The organism is Oceanicella sp. SM1341, from assembly GCF_003448965.1.
Lineage (GTDB): Bacteria > Pseudomonadota > Alphaproteobacteria > Rhodobacterales > Rhodobacteraceae > Paroceanicella.
Genome location: NZ_QRGC01000001.1, coordinates 212,639 through 229,250 on the forward strand (window position 1 = coordinate 212,639; position 16,612 = coordinate 229,250).

General features: G+C 70.7%; 16 protein-coding genes. 9 read left to right on the plus strand and 7 right to left on the minus strand.

What is annotated here, in order from left to right:
• The first annotated feature begins 91 nt into the window (after positions 1–91).
• From D3P35_RS00965 to D3P35_RS00980, 4 genes are read left to right on the plus strand one after another with little or no spacing between them, the layout of a single operon-like run.
• Positions 92–307 (plus strand): twin-arginine translocase TatA/TatE family subunit, encoded by a 216-nt coding sequence (locus D3P35_RS00965; RefSeq protein ID WP_118132578.1) that lies wholly within the window; start codon positions 92–94, stop codon positions 305–307.
• Between the two features lie 28 nt (positions 308–335).
• Entirely contained in the window at positions 336–800 is a 465-nt protein-coding gene (gene tatB / locus D3P35_RS00970) for a Sec-independent protein translocase protein TatB (protein ID WP_118132579.1), read from the plus strand.
• Between the two features lie 36 nt (positions 801–836).
• Entirely contained in the window at positions 837–1,679 is an 843-nt protein-coding gene (tatC, locus tag D3P35_RS00975) for a twin-arginine translocase subunit TatC (RefSeq protein ID WP_118132580.1), read from the plus strand.
• A gap of 47 nt (positions 1,680–1,726) precedes the next feature.
• Positions 1,727–2,527, plus strand: coding sequence for an ATP-binding protein (locus D3P35_RS00980; protein WP_118132786.1), 801 nt, complete (start codon positions 1,727–1,729; stop codon positions 2,525–2,527).
• A gap of 163 nt (positions 2,528–2,690) precedes the next feature.
• On the opposite strand, the gene D3P35_RS00985 is transcribed toward D3P35_RS00980, so the two are convergent.
• The 7 genes from D3P35_RS00985 to D3P35_RS01015 all read right to left on the minus strand — a co-directional run bounded on the left by D3P35_RS00985 (position 2,691) and on the right by D3P35_RS01015 (position 10,278).
• A complete protein-coding gene (locus D3P35_RS00985) occupies positions 2,691–3,989 on the minus strand; it encodes a peptidoglycan DD-metalloendopeptidase family protein (protein ID WP_118132581.1) in 1,299 nt (432 codons plus the stop codon).
• 37 nt (positions 3,990–4,026) lie between these two features.
• Positions 4,027–4,680, minus strand: a complete 654-nt coding sequence (locus D3P35_RS00990; RefSeq protein WP_118132582.1) for a protein-L-isoaspartate(D-aspartate) O-methyltransferase — start codon at positions 4,678–4,680, stop codon at positions 4,027–4,029.
• Between the two features lie 128 nt (positions 4,681–4,808).
• Positions 4,809–5,768, minus strand: coding sequence for a cation diffusion facilitator family transporter (locus tag D3P35_RS00995; protein WP_118132787.1), 960 nt, complete (start codon positions 5,766–5,768; stop codon positions 4,809–4,811).
• Positions 5,769–5,902: 134 nt separating this feature from the next.
• On the minus strand, positions 5,903–7,936 hold the full coding sequence (locus D3P35_RS01000) for an ASKHA domain-containing protein (protein ID WP_118132583.1): 2,034 nt from the start codon (positions 7,934–7,936) through the stop codon (positions 5,903–5,905).
• Between the two features lie 21 nt (positions 7,937–7,957).
• Positions 7,958–8,878, minus strand: a complete 921-nt coding sequence (locus D3P35_RS01005) for a methyltetrahydrofolate cobalamin methyltransferase (RefSeq protein ID WP_118132584.1) — start codon at positions 8,876–8,878, stop codon at positions 7,958–7,960.
• A 25-nt stretch (positions 8,879–8,903) separates the two neighbouring features.
• Positions 8,904–9,827: a methylenetetrahydrofolate reductase gene (locus tag D3P35_RS01010; RefSeq protein ID WP_118132585.1), complete on the minus strand. Its 924-nt coding sequence runs from the start codon at positions 9,825–9,827 to the stop codon at positions 8,904–8,906.
• A gap of 139 nt (positions 9,828–9,966) precedes the next feature.
• Positions 9,967–10,278, minus strand: a complete 312-nt coding sequence (locus D3P35_RS01015; protein ID WP_118132586.1) for a virulence factor — start codon at positions 10,276–10,278, stop codon at positions 9,967–9,969.
• A 223-nt stretch (positions 10,279–10,501) separates the two neighbouring features.
• On the opposite strand from D3P35_RS01015, the gene metF reads away from it, so the two are divergent.
• From metF to D3P35_RS01040, 5 genes are all read left to right on the plus strand, one after another.
• Entirely contained in the window at positions 10,502–11,398 is an 897-nt protein-coding gene (metF, locus tag D3P35_RS01020; protein WP_118132587.1) for a methylenetetrahydrofolate reductase [NAD(P)H], read from the plus strand.
• Positions 11,399–11,509: 111 nt separating this feature from the next.
• Positions 11,510–12,640: a Ppx/GppA phosphatase family protein gene (locus tag D3P35_RS01025; protein WP_232830322.1), complete on the plus strand. Its 1,131-nt coding sequence runs from the start codon at positions 11,510–11,512 to the stop codon at positions 12,638–12,640.
• The gene (locus D3P35_RS01030) at positions 12,637–13,416 is read left to right on the plus strand and encodes an RlmE family RNA methyltransferase (RefSeq protein WP_118132589.1); all 780 of its coding nucleotides are present in this window, start codon (positions 12,637–12,639) and stop codon (positions 13,414–13,416) included. Before D3P35_RS01025 ends, D3P35_RS01030 begins: the two co-directional genes overlap by 4 nt.
• A 133-nt stretch (positions 13,417–13,549) precedes the next feature.
• The gene (gene guaB / locus D3P35_RS01035; RefSeq protein WP_118132590.1) at positions 13,550–15,004 is read left to right on the plus strand and encodes an IMP dehydrogenase; all 1,455 of its coding nucleotides are present in this window, start codon (positions 13,550–13,552) and stop codon (positions 15,002–15,004) included.
• Positions 15,005–15,206: 202 nt separating this feature from the next.
• Positions 15,207–16,511 carry an extracellular solute-binding protein gene (locus tag D3P35_RS01040; RefSeq protein WP_232830332.1) on the plus strand — a complete coding sequence of 435 codons (1,305 nt, stop codon included), beginning with the start codon at positions 15,207–15,209 and terminating at the stop codon, positions 16,509–16,511.
• Positions 16,512–16,612: the final 101 nt, after the last annotated feature.

Below are 16,612 nucleotides of genomic sequence, written 5' to 3' on the forward strand. Positions count from 1 at the left end.
TGAACCCGGCCCTCAAATCCCATAGATGTTGAGCGGAGCGGGTTTGGGCCTGACAGGGTAGGCCCCCGTCCCGTAGCAGAAGGAACACACAATGAGCCCGAGCATCTGGCAAATTCTGATCGTCGTGATCCTCGCGGTGCTCCTCTTCGGCCGGGGCAAGATTTCCGGGCTGATGGGGGATGTCGCGAAGGGCATCAAGAGCTTCAAGAAGGGCATGGCCGAAGACCCGGACGAGCAGCCCCAGCACCAGCAGGTCGAGCGCTCCGACAAGGCCGTCGACGTGACCCCCGCGAAGGACAAGGTCTGAACCGAACCCCCGTCGGGAGACCGCGCCCATGTTCGATATCGGCTGGTCCGAGCTTCTCGTGATCGGAGTGCTGGCACTCCTCGTCGTGGGACCGAAGGACCTTCCCCGCATGTTCCACACCGTCGGGCAGTATGTCGGGCGGGCCCGGGGCATGGCGCGGGAGTTCCAGCGCAGCATGGAGGACGCGGCACGCGAGGCCGGCATGGAGGACGTGGCCAAGGCCGCGCGCTCGGTGCAGGACGTGGGCCGCGTCGCCAAGGGCGGCACCGCCGGGCTGGCGAAATTCGGTCTCGACAAGACCAACAAGCCGGTCACCGCCGCCACCACCGCCAAGACGACCCAGGAACCGGCCCCCGAGCCGGAGCCGGCCGCCGCGGCTCCCATGCCCGACGCTGCTCCCGTCTCCGCTCCTGCGCCTGCAGCAGCCCCCGCAGACGCTTCGGCCGGGGAGGCGCCATCGCAGAAGCCCTCCGCTTCCGGTGGACAGGCATAATCGCGGCCCGTCCGGGCCCAGGCGAGACCCCCGAGAATGACAGAAGAAAACCTTGATGACAGCCGGGCGCCGCTGATCGAGCACCTGATCGAGCTGCGCTCGCGCCTCATCAACGCCCTCATCGGCCTCGCGATCGCCGTGGTGTTCTGCGCGTTCTTCGCGCGCGAGATCTTCGATTTCCTCACCCACCCGCTGCGCGACGAGCTGCTCGCCCGCGGCCAGCCGGCCCAGCTCATCTACACCCAGCTCTACGAGAAGTTCTTCGTTCACCTGAAGATCGCGCTGTTCGGCGGCGTGTTCCTCGCCTTCCCGGTGATCGCCTGGCAGGTGTGGCGCTTCGTGGCGCCGGGCCTCTACAAGAACGAGCGCGGCGCCTTCCTGCCGTTTCTCGTCGCCACGCCGGTGCTGTTCATCGCCGGTGCCTCGCTGGTGTATTTCCTCATCATGCCGATGGCGATCAGCTTCTTCCTCGACTTCCAGAGCACGGGCGACGGCGAGGGCACGCAGATCGAGTTCCTCGGCAAGGTGAACGAGTACCTCAGCCTGGTGATGACCTTCATCCTGGCCTTCGGCATCTGCTTCCAGCTTCCGGTGCTGCTCACGCTCATGGGGCGGGTGGGGCTCACCTCGTCGGGCGGCCTGAAGCGCATGCGCAAGTATGCCATCGTCGGCATCGCCGCGGCCGCAGCCGTGCTCACCCCGCCGGACCCGATCAGCCAGCTTGGCCTCGCGCTGCCGATCTACCTGCTCTACGAGATCTCGATCTGGCTCGTGGCCGGTATCGAGCGCAAGGAGGAGCAGCGCCTGCGCGCCGAGGGGCTCTGGGTCGATGACGAGGAGCTGGAGGACGAGGACGACGAGGAAGAGGCCCGCAAGTGAGTTCCTCCACCAAGGCGCTGAAGCGCATCGCTGAGGCGCTGGAGCGGATGTCGCCGCCGCCCGCGCCGGAGCCGGGCTTCACCGAGGCGGATGCCTATGTCTGGCACACCGCCCCGGACCGGCTGCAGCCGGTGCCGGTGGTGAACCGGGTCGACATCGGCCTGCTGGTGGGCATCGACCGCTCGCGCGACACGCTGCTGGAGAACACCGAGCAGTTCGCCCTCGGCCATCCCGCCAACAACACCCTGCTCTGGGGCGCGCGCGGGATGGGCAAGTCGAGCCTGGTGAAGGCCGCGCATGCCGAGATCCTGCGCCGCCACCCCGGATCTCTGGTTCTGGTGGAGATCCAGCGCGACGACATCCCGTCGATCTCCCGCCTGCTGGGCATCCTGCGCCGCTCCGACCGGCGCTTCCTGCTGTTCTGCGACGACCTGTCGTTCAGCCATGACGACGCGCATTACAAGTCGCTCAAGGCGGTGCTCGACGGCGGCATCGAGGGCCGACCGGAGAACGTGCTGTTCTACGCCACCTCGAACCGCCGCCACCTGATGCCGCGCGACATGATCGAGAACGAGCGCTCCACCGCGATCAACCCCGGCGAGGCGGTGGAGGAGAAGGTCTCGCTCTCCGACCGGTTCGGCCTGTGGCTCGGCTTCCACCCGTGCTCGCAGGAGCAGTATCTCGGCATGATCGAGGGCTACGTGCGCGCCGCCGGCATCGAGATCGCGCCCGAGGCCCTGCGCGCCGAGGCCATCGAGTGGCAGCAGACCCGGGGCGGGCGCTCGGGCCGCGTGGCCTGGCAGTACGTGACCGACCTCGCGGGCCGGCGCGGCGTGCGCCTGGGCTGAGGCCCCGACACCAGGACATCGGAAGGGCCGGTCCCCGCGCGGGGCCGGCCCTCTTTTCTGGCGCCGGGTGACGCGCATTTCCGGTGCGAAATGCGCGTCGGAGGCACAAACCAGAACGCGCGCCCGGGGGGCGCGCGCTGGTCATGCGGCGGTGCGGTCCGGTTCAGAGATAGCCGCCGGGATCGACGCTCTCGGCGCCGCGGCGCACCTCGAAATGCAGCGAGGGCGAGTCGGACGCGGCGACGCTGCCGATCACCTGGCCGCGGCCGACGATGTCGCCCTTGGACACCTGCACGTCGTCGACCCGGCCGTAGACGGTGGTGAGTCCGCCGGCGTGGCGGATCAGCAGGATCTTGCCGAACCCGCCGAGCGAATTGGAGATCAGCGCCACCTCGCCGTCATCGGCGGCCACGACCGGGCTTCCGGCCGGGGCGGCGATGTCGATGCCGTCGTTGCGGTCGGCGCCCGACGGGGCGTAGGCCTTCACCACGTTGCCCTGCACCGGGGTCACCAGCCGCCCCGAGGCGGTGGCGGTGCTGCGATACTGGTCGAGCTGCGGCGAGGCCGGGGTCTCGGCCTGGGGCAGGGGTTCGGGCAACGGGTCGGCGCCGCTGGGGGGCGAGGTGATCGCCTGCGGCTGGCCCGGCGGGTTCACCGCGTCGCCCGGCGCCGCGGCGCTGGCGAGCGGGATGCTGAGCTGCTGTCCCGGGCGCACCGTGAAGTCCCGCCCGAGGTTGTTGCTGTCGGCGATGGCGTTCACCGGCACGTTGTAGAGCCGCGAGATGGAATAGACCGTCTCGCCGGGGGTGACCGTGTGGGTGACCGGCTGGAGCCCTGCCTGAAGCTGCGAGGCCGGTGCGCCGGCGGGCGCGAGCCCGGGCACGGGGGTCGCCCCGCTGCCGGCCCGCTCGATGGCGCTCTCGGCCAGTTCCGGCGACCAGGCGGAGCCGCTGGCGGCCGGGGCGGCGGGCTGCGGGCTTGCCCCGGTGAGCGGGGCGGCCGAGTAGAGATCGCCCTGGCCGGGGTTCGGCGAGGGGCTGCCACCGCTCAGCGGCGCCACGGCGGGCGAGGTACCGGCATAGGAGGTGGCGGGCGCGGGCGCGGCCTGCACCCGGGAATCGGGCGGGATGACCAGCGTGTCGCCCCGGCGGGGGCGCCAGCTCGTCGGCAGGCCGTTGTAGGAGGCGAGGCTGGTCACCGGCAGGCCGATGCGGGCGGCGATGGCGTCGAGCGTATCGCCGTCGCGGGCGATGACGACCTGGTAATCGGGGTAGGTGATCACCCCGCGCGCATCCGGCTGCCCGCCGGTTGCGGGAGCGGGCGCCGCGGAGCCCGGCGCACTGCCCTGGTAGGTGACATCCGCCGGAGGCTGGTCGCGGTCGCCGCCGCCGCAGGCGGCAAGGGCGACAGACGCGATGCCGGTCAGCAGGACAGAACGAATTCTACTATGGTTTGCAAACATTTATCCGTCTTTCTGTCAGTGGCGGCGGAAGCGCGGTTCAACGCTCGGTCATGTCTTCGGCCAGCCCTTCGATCAGCGGGACGAACCTTACATCGCCAAGCTCCGAATATTCCAGCCCGTTCGGCGTCTTGACCAGTTTTATGAGCTGCTGGATGCGGTCGGACTGGCCGACCGGCAGAACCATGATGCCGCCCACGCGGAGCTGCTCGACCAGTGTCACCGGCGGGTCTTCCGCCGCGGCGGTGAGCAGGATGCGGTCGAAGGGCGCCTGCAGTTCCACGCCGCGGGTGCCGTCCTCGATGAGGATGGTGACGTTGTTGATGCCCAGCCGGTCGATGGTCTCGCGGGCGCGGCGTGCGAGCGGGCGATGCCGCTCGACCGAGTAGACGCGCCGCGCCAGCCGGGCCAGGATCGCGGCCTGGTAGCCCGAGCCGGTGCCGATCTCCAGCACCTTCGCGCGCGGCGTCACCTCCAGCGCCTGGGTCATCAGCCCGACCACCGAGGGCTGGCTGATGGTCTGGCCGCAGGGGATGGGCAGGGGCACGTCCTCGTAGGCGCGCTCCACGAAGGTGCCGTCGAGGAAGGCGTCGCGCGGGGTCTGTTCCATGGCGGTGAGCACGGCGGCATCCGTCACCCCGGCGGAGCGGAGGGCAAAGACGAACTGCATGCGTTGTACTGTCAGGTCAGTCATTTCGCCCCTCTCGTCCGATCCTCGACCGGAGACTAGACGATCAGGCGGAGAGAGTTAATCGGCCAATTTCCGCCGATCAACTAAGCGGCCGCCTGTCGCGCCCGCGCAACGCCCCCGGCCCGGGGCCTTCAGGCCGCCGCGTCGCTGTGGCCGATCAGCTGGGGGTCGACACAGCCGTGGCGGCTGCATTCGAGCTCCAGCGTGCTGTGGGTGATGTCGAAGCGGCTGCGCAGCACCTCGCGGATGCTGGTCTTGATCGCGTCCGCCTCCGCCCAGGCGCCCTCGGCCAGGCAGACATGCGCGTCGACCGAGCTGCGCTTCTCGTCCATCTGCCACAGGTGCAGGTGGTGGACCGAGACCACCCCCCCGACCTCGTTCATCGCCGCCAGCACCTCGTCGGAATCGACTTCCGGCGGCGAGCCGAGCATCAGGATGCGGATGACGGGCCCGGTCTCCACCGCTGCGTGCCACAGGATGTAAGCGGAGATGAACAGGGTGATGACCGGATCGGCGAGCTGCCAGTCGTAGAGCAGGATCAGGGTGCCGGCGACGATCACCGCCACCGAGCCCAGCGCGTCGGCGACGTTGTGCAGGAAGGCGGCGCGGATGTTCATGCTGTCCTTGGACATCGACCAGGTGAGCAGGGCGGTCACGAGGTCGATCACCAGCGCCACGCCGGCGATCCAGACCACGGTCCAGCCCTCCACCGGGCGGGGGTCGAAGAGGCGTGACACCGCCTCCGCCGCCAGCCAGACGCCGATCACGACGAGCGTGGTGTAGTTCACCAGTGCCGCCACCACCTCCGCCCGGCGATACCCGAAGGTCATCTGCGCATCCGAGGGCCGCTTGGCCACCCGCCGCGCCAGCAGCGCGATGCCCAGCGACACCGCGTCCGACAGGTTGTGGATCGCGTCGGCCACCAGCGCGAGCGAACCGGAGACCACGCCGCCGATGATCTGCACCAGCGTGAGGCCGAGGTTGACGAGAATGGCGAGGATCACCCGCCTGTCGCCCGCGTCGGCGCTCAGGTGGTGATGCCCGTGGTGATGGCCGTGCCCGCGGCCATGGCCGTGCGCGCGCCCGGGCATATCGTGATCATGCTCTTGGCCGTGGGCGTCCTTGCGCTCACGGGGGTGGTCGTGTGCGTGGTCATGGCTCATGCGGCAGGTCTCCTCACGGGCCGCAGTGTGCGCCAGCGCAGGGGCGGGCGCAAGCCGGGGGCTCAGCCCCGCCGCCGCCGGCGGCCGCCCTCCGCGCCGCCGCGCGCGGCGTTGAAGGAGGGGGCGGGCAGGGTGACGGCGGCGGCGAGGCTGGGGAAGGCGTCGGTCGCGTGGGGGATGGCGTTTGCCGCCACGAAATGCTCCTGGAAGCGCGGCTCCACCGCGGTCTCCACCTTCACGATGCGGCGCACCAGCGCCTCCACCTCGCGCCGGGCGGCGACATTGTGCAGCGCGATGCGCGCGCCGGTGCCCGCGGCATTGCCCGCGCTGGTCACCTTGTCGAGCGGGCAATCGGGGATCATGCCCAGCACCATGGCGTGGCGCGGCGAGATGTGGGCGCCGAAGGCCCCGGCAAGCACCACCCGCTCCACCCGCTCCACGCCCATCTGGTCCATCAGCAGCCGCGCGCCGGCGTAGAGCGCGGATTTCGCGAGCTGGATCGCCCGCACGTCGGATTGCGTGACCGTGATGCGCGGCCCGCCCGAGGCGCTGCCGTCATGCAGCAGGTAGGCATGGGTGCGGCCCTCCGGCAGCAGGCGCGCGGTGCCGGCCTGTTCGGCCGACCCGATCAGCCCGCCCGCGTCCACCAGCCCGGCCATGCGCATCTCCGCGATCGCCTCGATGATGCCCGAGCCGCAGATGCCGGTGATGCCCGTGCCCGCGGTGGCCTCGGCAAAGCCCGGCTCGTCGGACCACAGATCGCAGCCGATGACGCGGAAGCGCGGCTCCTTCGTGGCGGGGTCGATCTCCACCCGCTCGATGGCGCCCGGGGCGGCGCGCTGGCCCGAGGAGATCTGCGCGCCCTCGAAGGCCGGCCCGGTGGGCGAGGAGCAGGCGAGCACGCGGCTCCGGTTGCCCAGCAGGATCTCGGCATTGGTGCCCACGTCGACCACCAGCATCAGCTCGTCCGAGCGGTCCGGCGCCTCGGAGAGCGCCACGGCGGCGGCGTCCGCCCCCACGTGGCCGGCGATGCAGGGCAGCACGTAGAGCGGCGCGGCGGGGGCGAGCGGCAGGCCGATCTCCGATGCCGCGAGGTTCAGCGCCCCGGAGACGGCGAGCGCGAAGGGCGCCTGGCCGAGCTCCGCCGGGTCGATCCCGAGGGCGAGATGATGCATCACCGGGTTGCACACCAGCACCGCCTCGAGGATCAGCGCGGGATCGATCTCCGCCTCGGCCGCGATTTCGGCCGTGAGCGTGCCCAGCGCCGTGCGCACGGCGCGGGTCATCTCCGCCGCACCGCCCGCGTTCATCATCGCGTAGGAGACCCGGCTCATCAGGTCCTCGCCAAAGCGGATCTGCGGGTTCATCAGCCCGGCGGAGGCGCGTACCTCGCCCGAGTGCAGGTCGCACAGGTGGGCGGCGATGGTGGTGGAGCCGAGGTCGATGGCAAGCCCGTAGACCGGCCCGGCGAAATACCCCGGCCAGACGGCGGTGAGCTCCGGCGCCGCCCCGGCGGAATGCACCGCGCAGGTCACGCTCCAGCCCCCCTTGCGCAGCGCGCCCTGCAGGGCGGCGAGCACCGCAGGGCCGGCAACGAGCCCCTCCACGCCCCATTGCGCGGCAAGCGCGGCGGCGAGGCGCTCGAAATCGCCCGAGGGCTCGTGCATGTCGGGCTCCGCCACCTCGACGAGCTGCAGGCGCGTGGCGGGGTCGAGGGTGATGGCGCGGGCCTCGGCGCGCTTGCGCACCACCTGGCGGTGCACCTGGCTCTCGGGGGGCACGTCGATCACCACGTCGGCCTCGATGCGCGCCTGGCAGCCGAGGCGGCGGCCCGCGGCGAGGCCGCGCTTCTCGCGGTAGCGCTCCTCCACCGCGTTCCAGGGGGACAGCGCGTCCTGCGTCACGGTGATCCCGTGCCTGGGGAAGGCGCCGGTGCCCGGGCTCACCTGGCAGCGCGAGCAGATGCCGCGGCCGCCGCAGACCGAGTCGAGGTCGACACCGAGGCTGCGCGCGGCGGCGAGAACCGGGGTGCCTGCGGGCACGCGGCCGCGCTTGCCCGATGGGGTGAAGATGACCAGCGGGTCTGTCTCGCTCATCCTGTGGCTCCCCCGGAAGCTTCAGCCGCGCCGGCGGCGGCCCTCGCGGCGGCGGCCGGTGCCGGCCTCCTCCGCGCCGGGGGCGCGGTTGGCCCGGATCCAGGCGGCGCCGTGGGGGTCGTTGTTCATCAGCAGGTTGGCGGCGCGCACGGCCATCATCTCGGCCGGGCGCACGGGGTTCATGATCGCCGAGGTCATGCCGGCGGCGATGGCCATGGGCAGGAAGGCGGCGTTGATGGCGTGGCGGTTCGGCAGGCCGAAGGAGACGTTGGAGGCGCCGCAGGTGGTGTTCACCCCCAGTTCCTCGCGCAGCCGCCGCACCAGCGCGAACACCTGCAGCCCGGCGGTGGCCATCGCCCCCACCGGCATCATCAGCGGGTCGACCACGATGTCATGCGCGGGAATGCCGAAATCCGCCGCGCGCTGCACGATCTTGCGCGCCACGGCGAAGCGCACGTCGGGGTCTTCCGAGATGCCGGTATCGTCGTTCGAGATCGCCACCACCGGCACGTTGTATTTCGCCACCAGCGGCAGCACGCGCTCCAGCCGCTCCTCCTCGCCGGTGACCGAGTTCACCAGCGGCCGGCCGTGGGCGGTCTCGAGCCCGGCCTCCAGCGCCGCCGGCACGCTCGAGTCGATGCACAGCGGCACGTCGACGAGCCCCTGCACGAGCGAGATCATCGCGCGCATCAGCGGCGGTTCGGTCTCGTTGGGATTGGGGTTCGAGTTGTAGACCACGCCGGCGTTCACATCGAGCATGGTGGCCCCGCAGGCCACCTGTTCGAGCGCGTCACGCTCGACGGTGGAGAAATCGCCGGCCTCCAGCTCCGCCGCCAGCGCCTTGCGCCCGGTGGGGTTTATCCGCTCGCCGATCACGCAGAAGGGCTGGTCGAAGCCGATGATCGCAGCGCCGCTGCGCGATTCGACGATGGTGCGGGTCATGGCGCCCTCCCTCAGGCGGCGGGGGTCAGGCGGTGGCCGCGGCGCCGCCCGCCGTCCGGCCGTGCGCGTCCACGAAGGCCCCCGTGGCGGTGATGCCGCCGAGGGGGAAGAAATGCACGCTCTCGATGGCAAAGCCCGGGTTCGCGGCCCGGTGTTCGGCCAGCTCGGTGAGCAGCTCGAGCGGGGTGAAGGGCAGGAGCAGCTTCGAGACATCCGCTGCCCGCCGGGTGAGCACCCGCACGGAGGGGCCGACGCCGCAGGAGAGGGCGAATTTCACCAGCGTCTGCAGCTTGGCGGGCCCCGCCACGCCGATATGCACCGGCAGGCGGATGCCCTCGGCGCGCAGCCGCCCGGCCCAGGCGATCATCGGGGCGGCCTCGAAGCCGAACTGGGTGACCACGGCCATCTCCGCCCCCGTGCGCTCGGCGAAGGCGGCCTTCCAGCGCAGCGCCTGCATCAGGCTCTCGTCGGAGCCGTCGGGGGAAATGTCGCGGTTGCCCTCCGGGTGGCCGGCGACATGCAGGCGGGTGAAGCCGCGGGCGTCGAAGAGCCCGGTCTCGAGCAGGTGCATGGAATGGTGCAGCTCGCCGCGCAGCTCCGACACGCCGCCCGCGAGCAGCAGCGCCTCGGTCACGCCGGCATCGCCGTAGCGCGCCAGCCAGTCCTCGAGCCGGGCGCGGGAGGCCACGACACGGGCCGGGACATGCGGCATCACCGGGAAGCCCTCGGCGCGCAGGCGGGCCGCGGTCGCCACCATGTCCTCGATGGGCGTGCCGTCGACATGGGCGATGTAGAGCCGGGTGCCCTCGGGCACCACCTCGCGGAAATCGGGCACCTTCGCCGCGGTGCGCGGCATCACCTCCATGGAGAAGCCGCGCAGGAAGCCGGCGAGGGCGGCGGAGCCCTTCGGCGTCACGCCGCGGCGCGGAAATCCAAGGATGCGTGCCATGCCTGTTCTCCGTCTGGCGCCCCTCCGGGGCGGGCGTCTGGTGCCCCTTCGGGGCGGGCGTATCGCGCCCCTCAGGGGCGGTGTTCTCGCGCCCCTCAGGGGCGGTGTTCTCGCGCCCCTCAGGGGCTGCGTCTTTCCGTCAGCCGCCGGGGGCGGGTTCCCGGCCGTCGTTGGCGATCAGCGCCCGGATGCGCGCCGTGTCGTATTCCGCCTCCAGCCGCTGCGCCTCCGCCTCGGCCGCAGCTGCGTCCTCGCCCTCCACCGTGTAGGGGGTGGCGCGGCGCCATTCGGCGAGATAGGCCTCGGTGCCCACCGCACCCGTCTTCATCGCGCAGCGGTCGATCGCCTGCTCGAAGCGCTCGGCGAGCGGGCGCTTGGCGCCCCGGCGGCCGCGGCCGGCGATGACCTGCGCCGGGATGTCCCGCCAGTAGACGATGGTGACCTCGGCCAATCCTGCCTCCCCGTTGCCCGGCCATTCTAGCGCCTGCGCGCGGGCCGCCATCTTCCCGCCGCGACCGAAGGGGCAGGATTTGCGACACGCGGGCCCGGTTTGCGTCGCATTTGAACAAGCGGGGCGGCCCGGCGCGGGCAGGGCAACGGAAATGCGGTTGAAGCTCCGGGGCAAGGGCCGTAAAATAAGGCGTCGTTTGAGCCCTTTTCAGAAAGATCGCCCCATGACCGATCCGACCGTTGCCGGACCCAGGCAGACGATCTCTTTCGAGTTTTTCCCGCCGCATTCCCCGGAGGCCTCGCTGCGCCTGTGGCGCTCGGTGGAGCGGCTCGCCCCGCTCGCGCCCAGCTTTGTCTCGGTGACCTACGGTGCCGGCGGCACCACGCGCGAGCGCACCATGGCCGCGATCCTCGCGATCCGTGACCGTGCGCGGCTCGACGTGGCGGGGCATCTCACCTGCGTCGGCGCCAGCCGGGAGGAGACGCTCGACGTGGCGCGCGGCTATGCCAAGCTCGGTGCGCGCTCGGTCGTGGCGCTGCGCGGCGACCCGCCGAAGGGGGCCGACAGGTTCGTGCCGCATCCCGACGGCTTCACCTCCGCCGCCGAGCTGGTGACCGCGCTCGCCGCCGACGGGGTGCAGAACATCTATGTCGCCGCCTATCCGGAGGTGCATCCCGAAGCCGCCTCGCCGGAGGCCGATATCGACAATCTCAAGCGCAAGCTCGACGCCGGGGCCACCGCGGCGCTCACGCAGTTCTTCTTCGACAGCGAGCTGTTCCTGCGCTTCCGCGACCGCTGCACCGCCGCGGGCATCACCGCGCCCATCCACCCCGGCATCCTGCCGGTGGAGAATTTCGACCGGCTGGTGAACTTCGCCGGCCGCTGCGGCGCCTCGGTGCCCGAGTTCATGCACCGCGCCTTCGGCAATGCCGGAACGCCGGAGGAAAAGGCCGTGCTCGCCACCGCCATCGCCACCGACCAGTGTGACCGGCTGCGGGCCGAGGGGGTGGAGCATTTCCACTTCTACACCCTCAACAACCCCGATCTCACCTTCGACATCTGCCGGGCGATCGGGGTGGAAGTGCAGCCGCTTTCCATGGCCGCGCAGGGCGGAAACTGACGCCGCGCAGGGCCGGCCGGGCCCGCGCCGCGGCGCGACCCGGCTTGATCCTGCCGGCCGGCTCGGATACCGAGGAAGACCGGGCACGCCGCCCGGCCGGGGATATTTCTGATGGGACTGAGGTCTGGCATTTCGGGGAGGGAGGTCGATTACGGCTCCCGCAGCGCGGAGGAGTCCGCGCCTCCCGATGCCCGACGCCGTGAGCGGCCCTACGCGGCGCTCGACCTCGGCACCAACAATTGCCGCATGCTGATCGCCAAGCCCTCGGGCCGCGGTTTTTCCATCATGGAGAGCATCTCGCGCTCCGTCGCGCTGGGGCCCGAGCTGGAGGAGACCGGCGCGCTCTCCAACGCCGGCATGAACCGGGTGCTGCGCACGCTGCATCTCTGCGCGGGGCGCCTGCGCCGCCACCGGGTGGAGCGCATGCATCTCGTGGCCACTGAGGCCTGCCGGCAGGCGCGCAACGGGCGCGAGCTGATCCGCGCCGTGCGCCGCGAGACCGGGCTCACCCTCGAGATCATCCCGGCGGAGCTGGAGGCGCGGCTGGCGCTGATCTCCTGCGCGCCGCTGGTCGAGCCGGGGGCGCGGCAGCTTCTCGTGTTCGACATCGGCGGCGGCTCGACCGAGCTGATCTGGATCGACCTTTCGCAGGTGGCGCCGGGGCAGGAGCGCGAGGCGCTGCTGGGCCTCGCCCCCCTGCGCGGCAAGCTGCATGCCGCAAGCCCGCTCGGCGCGCGCATCGTGGACTGGATCTCGGTGCCGCTGGGTGTGGCCACGCTGCTGCAGCGTTTCTCCGACGTCGACGGCGACCGGGCGCGCTTCGCGCTCATGTCCTGGTACTTCGAGGAGATGCTGGAGAACTTCCGACCGGCGGACTGGGGCGAGACCCTGCCCGAAGGCCTGCAGATCATCGGCACCTCCGGCACCATCACCACCCTCGCCGCCGCCCAGCAGGGGCTGGTGCGCTACAACCGCGAGAAGGTGGACGGCGCCTGGCTGCGCACCGCGGAGGTGGAGCGGCTGGTCGACCAGTTCCTCGGCCTCTCCCACCAGGAGCGCTGCCGCCACCCCGCCATCGGCCAGAGCCGGGCGAACCTGATCATTTCCGGCACGGCGATCCTGCAGACCCTGCTGCGCATCTGGCCGGTGGAGCGCCTGCGCGTCGCCGACCGGGGGCTGCGCGAGGGGCTGCTCTACGCCATGATGAACGAAGACGGCATTCTCGAGGACGGGACCCGATGACCGACGGCAAGAAGAAGACCCCCGGCGCCTCGAGCGGCAACACCTCCGGCCGCGGACAGCGCGACCTGAAGGTGCGGGTGAAGACCGCGAAGGGCCGCAAGCTCTCCTCCAAGCTCTGGCTGGAGCGCCAGCTCAACGACCCCTACGTGGTGCGCGCCAAGCGCGAGGGCTACCGCGGCCGGGCGGCCTACAAGATCCTCGAGATCGATGAGCGCTTCCGCTTCCTCGTGCCCGGCGCGCGGGTGGTCGACCTCGGCTGCGCCCCCGGCGGCTGGTGCCAGGTGGCGGTGCCGCGCATCAACGCGCTCGGCGAGAAGAAGGGCAAGGCCCAGGGCCGGATCATCGGCGTCGACCTGCAGGAAGTCGACGCGATCGCGGGCGTGGAGCTGCACCAGCTCGACTTCATGGAGGACGATGCCGACGAGAAGGTGAAGGCCTGGCTTGGCGGGCAGGCCGACGTGGTGATGTCGGACATGGCGGCGGCCTCCTCCGGCCACCGGGGCACCGACCACTTGCGCATCATCGCGCTGTGCGAGGCGGCGGCCCAGCTTGCCTTCGACGTGCTCGAGCCCGGGGGCACCTTCGTGGCCAAGGTGCTGGCGGGCGGGGCGGAAAACGACCTGCAGGCCCAGCTCAAGCGCAACTTCACCAAGGTCGTGCACATGAAGCCGCCGGCGAGCCGGCAGGACTCGTCGGAGAAATTCGTCATCGCCACCGGCTTCCGCGGCCGGCGTGATGCGGCCGGGGAGGACGGCGAGGAGCAGGACGAGGGCTGAGAGGCGCGCCCGGGGCAGGGCGCGCGGCCGCCGGAACACGCAAGCGTGACCGGCGGGTGCATTGCCTCTTCCCTTTCGCCTCGGCGCATGAAATAGGGAAGCGCCAACACCGACACTGCCATGGAGACCTGACATGGAGATTCGTGAGGCCCTGACCTTCGATGACGTTCTTCTCGTTCCTGCCGCATCCGAAGTCCTGCCCGCCGACGCCCGCACCCAGACGCGGCTGACCCGGTCCATCGCCCTCAACATTCCGCTACTGTCCTCGGCCATGGATACCGTGACCGAAGGCGAGATGGCGATCGCCATGGCCCAGGCCGGCGGCATGGGCGTGGTGCACCGCAACCTCAGCCTCGAGGAGCAGGCCGACCAGGTGCGCCGGGTCAAGCGCTTCGAGAGCGGCGTGGTCTACAACCCCGTCACCCTCGGCCCCGACCAGACGCTGGCCGACGCCCGCGAGCTGCAGGAGCGCTACAAGATCACCGGCTTCCCGGTGGTGAGCGCCGAAGGCCGGGTGATGGGCATCCTCACCAACCGCGACATGCGCTTCGCCTCCGACGACCGCACCCCGGTGCGCGCGCTGATGACCTCCGACAATCTCGCCATGGTGCGCGAGCCGGTCGACCTCGAGGAAGCCAAGAGCCTGCTGCGCTCGCGCCGCATCGAAAAGCTCCTCGTGGTTGACGGGCAGGGCGCGCTCACCGGCCTGCTCACCGTGAAGGACATCGAGAAGGCGGTGCTCAACCCGCAGGCCTGCAAGGACGACCTCGGCCGGCTGCGCGTGGCCGCCGCCTCCACCGTGGGCGACACCGGCTTCGCCCGCTCCGAGGCGCTGATCGACGCGGGCGTCGACGTGATCGTGATCGACACCGCGCATGGCCACTCCGCCTCCGTGGCGCATGCGGTGGAGCGGGTGAAGAAGCTCTCCAACGCCGTGCAGGTGGTGGCGGGCAACGTCGCCACCGCCGCCGCCACCCGCGCGCTGATCGACGCCGGCGCGGACGCGGTGAAGGTGGGCATCGGCCCCGGCTCGATCTGCACCACCCGGGTGGTGGCGGGCGTGGGCGTGCCCCAGCTCACCGCCATCATGGACTGTGCGCGCGAGGCGGCGAAATCCGGCGAAGTGGTGATCGCGGACGGCGGCATCAAGTTCTCCGGCGATTTCGCCAAGGCCATCGCCGCCGGCGCGCATTGCGCGATGATCGGCTCGATGCTGGCCGGCACCGACGAGGCGCCGGGCGAGGTGTTCCTGCACCAGGGCCGCACCTTCAAGGCCTACCGCGGCATGGGCTCGGTGGGTGCGATGGCCCGCGGCTCGGCCGACCGCTACTTCCAGCGCGAGGTGAGCCCGCAGAAGTTCGTGCCCGAGGGCATCGAGGGGCAGGTGCCCTACAAGGGTTCGGCCAGCGTGGTGCTGCACCAGCTCGTGGGCGGGCTGCGCGCCGCGATGGGCTACACCGGCAACCACACGATCGACGAGATGCGCACCCGCTGCGAGTTCGTCCGCATCTCCGGCGCGGGCCTGAAGGAAAGCCACGTGCACGACGTGCAGATCACCCGCGAGAGCCCGAACTACCGCATCGGCTGATCGCGCGCGCCATCGCGGCCATCGAGGCGCCGTGCCCCCCGGGGCGCGGCGCCTTTTTCATGCGCCCGGGCGGCGCGCTGGTGCGGGGCGAGTTCGGGTCAACCCCGTCATCATTTCTTAACAAAAACATAAAGAAGGCGTTTCACTGGCGGCATAGGCGGTGGCCCGACAGTTGCTTCACACCAGAAGGATTTCCGCCTTGATCCAGAAACTCGCCCTCTCCGGCCTGACCCTCGCGTTCACCGCCACCTCCACCCTGGCTGCCACCGACATCACCTGGTGGCACGGCATGGCCGGGCGCAACGGCGAGGTGATCAACGAGCTCGCCACGCAGTTCAACGCCGCCCAGAACGCCTGCGTGCTCACCCCGGTCTCCAAGGGCACCTACGAGGAGGCGCTCGCCGCCGGCATCGCCGCCTTCCGCTCCGGCGACCAGCCCAACATCCTGCAGGTGTTCGACGCCGGCGCCGCGACCATCATCAACGCGCCCAAGGCCGTGATCCCGGCCGAGGACCTGATCACCGGCGCGGGCTACGACTTCAACCGCGAGGACTTCATCCAGGGCGTGCGCTACTTCTACGCCGACAGCGAGGGCAAGTTCGTCGGCATGCCGTTCAACTCCTCCGCGCCGATCATGTACATCAACACCGAGGCGCTGCAGAAGGCCGGCATCGCCGAGGCGCCGAAGACCTGGGAAGAGTTCGAGGCCATGGCCCCGAAGCTGAAGGAAGCCGGCTACATCCCGCTCGTGCAGTCCCAGCTCACCTGGGAGTTCACCGAGAACTTCTTCTCCCGCCACGACCTGCAGTTCGCCACCAACAACAACGGCTATGACGCGGTCTCCGGCACCGAGATCCGGGTCGACGCGCCCGAGCACGTGATGATGTACCAGAAGCTGAAGGACTGGTACGACGAGGGGTATTTCGGCTATTTCGGCGCCGGCTGGTCGGACAACCAGAAGCCCTTCGAGGAGAACAAGGTCGCGTTCTGGATCGGCTCCTCGGGCTCGTTCGGCGGCCTGCAGAACTCCGCCCAGATGCCCTTCACCGCCACCTTCCTGCCGTACTGGAACGCCATCGAGGGGGCGGGCACCAACAGCTTCATCGGCGGTGCCGCGCTCTTCGCCATGTCCGGCCATGACGACGCGCAGAACAAGTGCACGGCGGATTTCTTCGAGTTCCTGACCTCGCCGGAAATCCAGTACTTCTGGCACAAGTCCACCGGCTACGTGCCGATCACCGAGGCGGCCTACGAGCTTGCCAAGGAAGACGGCCACTACGACCGCTTCCCCGCCGCCGAGGTGGGCATCGAGCAGCTCATGCTGCCGGGCGGCGAATGGTCGAAGGGCTACCGCATGGGCTTCTACCCGCAGATCCGCGAAGTGATGGAGCGCGAGTACGGCCGCATCTTCGCCGGCGAGACCTCCGTGGAAGACGCGATGGCGACGATCAAGAGCGAGGGTGACGCGCTGCTCGCCCGCTTCGCGAAGACCACCGCCTCGAACTGAGGCCCGGGGCAGCCGGGCACACCGGCTGCCACCCGCGCCTCCGGCGTCCCGGCCCCGAGCCGGGACCTCGAGCCCCCCGGCGCCATCGCCCGGCCCGAGAG

Excerpts from the sequence above, each read along its gene's own strand:
- D3P35_RS00965 (WP_118132578.1), top strand. The coding sequence starts at position 92 with ATGAGCCCGAGCATCTGGCAAATTCTGATCGTCGTGATCCTCGCGGTG.
- tatB (WP_118132579.1), top strand. The coding sequence starts at position 336 with ATGTTCGATATCGGCTGGTCCGAGCTTCTCGTGATCGGAGTGCTGGCA.
- tatC (WP_118132580.1), top strand. The coding sequence starts at position 837 with ATGACAGAAGAAAACCTTGATGACAGCCGGGCGCCGCTGATCGAGCAC.
- D3P35_RS00980 (WP_118132786.1), top strand. The coding sequence starts at position 1,727 with ATGTCGCCGCCGCCCGCGCCGGAGCCGGGCTTCACCGAGGCGGATGCC.
- D3P35_RS00985 (WP_118132581.1), bottom strand. The coding sequence starts at position 3,989 with ATGTTTGCAAACCATAGTAGAATTCGTTCTGTCCTGCTGACCGGCATC.
- D3P35_RS00990 (WP_118132582.1), bottom strand. The coding sequence starts at position 4,680 with ATGACTGACCTGACAGTACAACGCATGCAGTTCGTCTTTGCCCTCCGC.
- D3P35_RS00995 (WP_118132787.1), bottom strand. The coding sequence starts at position 5,768 with ATGCCCGGGCGCGCGCACGGCCATGGCCGCGGGCACGGCCATCACCAC.
- D3P35_RS01000 (WP_118132583.1), bottom strand. The coding sequence starts at position 7,936 with ATGAGCGAGACAGACCCGCTGGTCATCTTCACCCCATCGGGCAAGCGC.
- D3P35_RS01005 (WP_118132584.1), bottom strand. The coding sequence starts at position 8,878 with ATGACCCGCACCATCGTCGAATCGCGCAGCGGCGCTGCGATCATCGGC.
- D3P35_RS01010 (WP_118132585.1), bottom strand. The coding sequence starts at position 9,827 with ATGGCACGCATCCTTGGATTTCCGCGCCGCGGCGTGACGCCGAAGGGC.
- metF (WP_118132587.1), top strand. The coding sequence starts at position 10,502 with ATGACCGATCCGACCGTTGCCGGACCCAGGCAGACGATCTCTTTCGAG.
- D3P35_RS01025 (WP_232830322.1), top strand. The coding sequence starts at position 11,510 with ATGGGACTGAGGTCTGGCATTTCGGGGAGGGAGGTCGATTACGGCTCC.
- D3P35_RS01030 (WP_118132589.1), top strand. The coding sequence starts at position 12,637 with ATGACCGACGGCAAGAAGAAGACCCCCGGCGCCTCGAGCGGCAACACC.
- guaB (WP_118132590.1), top strand. The coding sequence starts at position 13,550 with ATGGAGATTCGTGAGGCCCTGACCTTCGATGACGTTCTTCTCGTTCCT.